This is a genomic window from Nocardia sp. bgisy118 (assembly GCF_057708605.1).
This window is the reverse complement of sequence record NZ_JBYISM010000061.1, coordinates 1-4,434: the sequence shown is the minus strand read 5'-3', so window position 1 is coordinate 4,434 and position 4,434 is coordinate 1. Positions and strand designations below refer to the sequence as shown.

Here is a 4,434-nt window from a genome sequence, read left to right as displayed (position 1 = left end):
CTTATCTGCACTACTGATCGTTGCGGCGTCGGCGACGCTCCGGTCAGGTGATGCCCGACCGGAGCGAAGGGGCGGAACGATCAGAACGGAGGTTCGTCGTCCTTGGTGTCTGCGCGGGAGTTGGCGAGGGCTGGTTCGCGAGTTTCCGTGGGGCCCCGCCGGTCTGCGCCGCCGAAGCTGCCGCTCGCGGTGTCCGCCCAGGGATCTGAGACGGCGGTGTTGCTCGCAGCGTTGTTGGTGTTCTTGTAGACCCGGGTGACTTTGGCGGTGGCGAACATCAGCGACGGGCCGACGTTGTCGACTTCGAGCTCAACGACTGTGCGCTTTTCGCCCTCGCGGGTTTCGTAGTTGCGCTGTTTGAGACGTCCGGTGACGATCACGTTGGAGCCGCGGTCCAGACTCTCGGCGACGTTCTCGGCGAGGTTGCGCCAGGCGTTGCAGCGCATGAACATTGCGTCGCCGTCTTTGAACTCGTTGGTTTTGCGGTCGAAGACCCGTGGTGTCGAGGCGACGGTGAAATTCGTGACGGCGGTGCCAGCGGGAGTGAATCGGAGTTCTGGGGCGGCGGTGAGATTTCCCGAGATCGTGATTATCGGATCTGTAGCCATGACGATCGTCTCCTAATCGAGTAGTTGGACGTGAACGGATCGGCAACGGCGGCAGCCGCGGATGGAGCCCAGCGACCCAGTAGCCGTGACCCTGAGCATCGATGGCACGGCGATGGCGCAGATGTGTTGGATGCGTGATGATTTCAGGGTTCGGTTGTTGGAACGAGCAGACCGGGGCCGGGTTGGGAGATCAGTGCGAGCAGGTTGTCTCGTTTGGCCTCGATGTGGGTGAGGGTGGTTTGGAGTTGGTCGATGTCGCCGAGCCATTGTTGGGTGCGGGCGGTGTCGATGCGTTTGGTGATGTCGGCTTGGATTTCGTCCAGGCGCGGCAGCTGTGTGGGTTCGATCTGCTGGAATGGGCAGCGCAGGCAGGCGTGTTCGTGGACGCAGGGTGTGCCATAGGGGCGCACGCAACTGCCGAGCTCGATCCGGCGGCGCCCGAAGTGCGCTGCGAAATCGGCGAGTTCGGGGGCGGTGGGGGCGCGGTATTCCTCGGTGGGTCGCTCGGCCCTGCGTCGTTGGATGAATTGCTGGTAGCGAGTGAACACCTCGTGCGGATAGATCGCGGTGTAGCTCATGGTGGTGTTGAGGTCTTGGTGTCCGAGTAGTTGTGCTGCGATGTGGACGGGCAGGCCGTTGTTGACGGCGTCGGTGGTGAACAGGCGCCGGAAGTCGTGCGGAGTGATCTGGGCGGCCAGGCCGGCGCGTTCGACTGCGCGGCCGAGGTAATCACGCAGGGTGCCGGAGTTGAAGGTGCGCGGGCGTCCGGCCAACCGGTATTGGAACAGATACGGCATAGGCTCGCTCCAAGCCCGTTCGTGCTCGTCGTGACGACTGACCACCGCGATCGCGCCATCATCGCCGGCGACGCGGGCGATGATTTTCGCCAGCACGGAGGTGAGTTCGGGACCGGCCGGGATGACACGCTCGGTGTCGGTCTTGGACGGTGCGATCTGTAGCAGCGGGACGATGGTGCCGTTGGGTTGACGGTAGGGCTGGATCGAATGGTGAGTCAGCTCGAGCAGCTCTTCGATGCGGATGCCGGTGTGGCGCAGCACCTCGATCATCGCCCAGGACCAGAACGCGTCGTGCTCAACCGATTCCGGGTGCATTATCGAGCCGTCGTCGGTTTGCAGCCGCGGGCGACTGCTGGAACCGTAACTGGTCCTCGGGCGAATGTAGATGCGTCCGTTGATCGCGAACTGCTTGCCGGGTGCGGTGGTGCGGGCCAGTTGCAGGCATTGAACTGCGGTGTCGTAGTGCTGGCGGACGCTGCGCACGAGTGTCGGTAACAGGGGCGAGAGTTCGCGGATGCGGGCGTGGATCCTCGCGGTCTCCGAACGGCGTTCTCGCGGTAGGACGCGGGCGTCTTGGCGAGTCACCGGCGAAGGCGCGGCCCACTGCGCCCAGCGCTGCGGCTCGTCGTTGGCCCAATGGTTGATGTCGAGGTAGAAACAGCGCACTGCCAGCAGCACTTCACCGGGTCTCTTCCGAGGCGATCCATCCGCCAACGTCATCAGCCGTTGTTTCCAGGCTTCGATCTGGGTTCGGCTCAGTCGGTGGGTGTCGATGCCAGGATGGTGGGCTTCGATGTCACCCCAGAACAATCGGCAAAGCCGGTGCGCGAGTTGGTAGAACGACGTGTAGTCCATGCTCGGGCGCCGGTCGGTGAGGTATTCGGTCAGCAGCCAGCGCATCGAATCGCTGGCGATCTCGTATTGGGCGACGATCTCGGCCGGGCTGCGCTGTTTCATGGTGAGCAGCGCCTCGAACTCGGCGGGCCCGTCACCGAACAGACCGATCGCCCGACCGCAGTGGTAGGCCGTCGCGTAGGAGATCGAGTTGTTGGTGCCCTTGATGTCGATGACCGCGATCCGATAGTCGAGTAGATCATCAACTGTCAACTCCGCCAGGGGTTTTCCGGTGCGGATCGACATGCGACAGAAGTCGATCAGCGTGGCGCCGGTCTTGGATGGGTCGCGGCCCAAGCCGTCGGCGACCTGGGCGATTCGGGTGAACATGGCGGTGTCGTGTTCCTGGCGCCAGGTCGACCACAACCGTTTGCTCCGCACGGTCAGCAGAAACGCATAGCTGGGTCGGATCGCGCCGCAACACACGATCGCCTCGTGTGCGCGGCTGAATCGGTTGCGCTGATGGTGATTTGCGGTAATCGAGTCCAGCCAGCCGCGGCCGTCGGTGTCGGCGCCGCTGGCCACCCACCGCGCCTGGTAGGTGTCACCGGGGAACTGATCGAGCCAGTCGAACCAGGCTTCCAGCACGCTCGTGTAGCGGGTGACCGGATTCAAGCGGGCCAGGCTCTCCGGCAGCCGAACGGTGAGTATGCCAAGAGCATGGTCGAACAGGACCCTGTGGTGAGCGGGTGTGATCGGATGCTCGTAGAACGGGTGCGAGCTAGCGACAGCACCGAGTCCGCTGCTCAATTGTGTGTTTTCCGCAGCTTTTCGGGGGGCGTGGGCGTGGGTCGTGGTGGAGTCGGTCACGCGAGCCCCGGGAACAGCACGGCCATCGCGGCCGGATCGTAGGAAGGATCCGGACCCGGCTCGGCCGGTGCCGGGCGAGTGTAATGTTCGCGCATCTTGCGCACCAGATCATCGATGCGTGCCCGGGCGTAGATCTGGGTGCTGGCCAGCGATCGGTGCCGCATCAACCGCTGAACGTCGGTGATCAACAGGTTCGGGTCGTCGAACAGCCGCATCGCGTAGGTGTGACGCAAGTCGTGAAACGTCACGTTCGCGCCGAGACGCTCATTGGCGCGGTTGAGGACCTGACGCAACGCCCAATACGTCAAAGGACGCGTCGGGCGCCGCAGCGTCCACCACACCCCAGTCTCACCCGCGGGGCGCAGATGCTCGGTCTCGGCCAGATAGGCGGCCAACCACAAGAACGCGTCCGGCGGCGCGGGAACCCACTCCAGCTCACGGTGGCCTTTGCCTTCGAGTGCGACCAGTTGGCGGCCGATGTCGAGATCCTCCAACCGCATCCGCAACAACTCGTCGGCCCGCGGGCCCGAGCCGACCGCGATCGACACGATCGCGCGATCACGATTGCTCGGCAGGGCAGCGAAGAAATCATCGAACACCGCATCGGGCAACGCCCGCGGCGATTTGGTGCGGATGCGCTGCCGATACGGAGCCCGCCCATTCAGCGGCGCCGGCTCGACAGGGCTGCGATGCGACCCCGCCCGATCCAGACCGCGACTACGTTGCAGGGGCACAGGATTGACCACCGGACCGAACCCGGTCAGCAGGTGATAGTCATAGAACATCTTCACCGCCGACAGCGAGTGATTGATCGTCGAGGCCGCATAGCCTTCCGACAGCGTGCGCTTACCGGTCACCGGATTCACTGACCCGGCCAGACTCCCGTCGCGGCGACGAGGCCGCCGCTGCGGATTCTTGGCGACTCGCAACCACAGCACGAAGTCCCGAACATCATGTCGCGCAGCCTGATTCCACGGCACCTGTACCGCGGCGAGGAACCGGAACCAACGCAACAAACTCAACAAATACGACCGACAGGTGGTGGCGGGGTAGTCGCATGCCACGAGGTGGCGGACGAACTGGCGCACGTGCTCATCCGCACAGCCATCGACATCAACCAGGCGAGCGGGCTCCAGCGGATCAGCGGTGACCACCACCGAGCCAACCTGGGCCACCACCAGCGAGCGCACATCCCGGCTCTCGGCCAGGGTCCAACGATCAGCAGACACGAGCGGACAACCTGCCACACCGGTCCTGCAGCCGAATTACTCGGCCCCCCAACATGATTCATCGGAATCGAGTCAGTTAGTGCAGTCAACAAAACC

General features: G+C 64.1%; 3 protein-coding genes. All 3 read right to left on the bottom strand.

Going from position 1 to position 4,434, the window contains the following annotated elements:
• Positions 1-80: 80 nt before the first annotated feature.
• The 3 genes from AC3EO7_RS37650 to AC3EO7_RS37640 all read right to left on the bottom strand — a co-directional run bounded on the left by AC3EO7_RS37650 (position 81) and on the right by AC3EO7_RS37640 (position 4,299).
• Positions 81-608: a single-stranded DNA-binding protein gene (locus AC3EO7_RS37650; RefSeq protein ID WP_435593861.1), complete on the bottom strand. Its 528-nt coding sequence runs from the start codon at positions 606-608 to the stop codon at positions 81-83.
• Between the two features lie 143 nt (positions 609-751).
• Positions 752-3,049, bottom strand: coding sequence for a tyrosine-type recombinase/integrase (locus AC3EO7_RS37645; protein ID WP_435593860.1), 2,298 nt, complete (start codon positions 3,047-3,049; stop codon positions 752-754).
• A 56-nt stretch (positions 3,050-3,105) separates the two neighbouring features.
• A complete protein-coding gene (locus AC3EO7_RS37640; RefSeq protein ID WP_435593859.1) occupies positions 3,106-4,299 on the bottom strand; it encodes a tyrosine-type recombinase/integrase in 1,194 nt (397 codons plus the stop codon).
• Between the last annotated feature and the right edge of the window lie 135 nt (positions 4,300-4,434).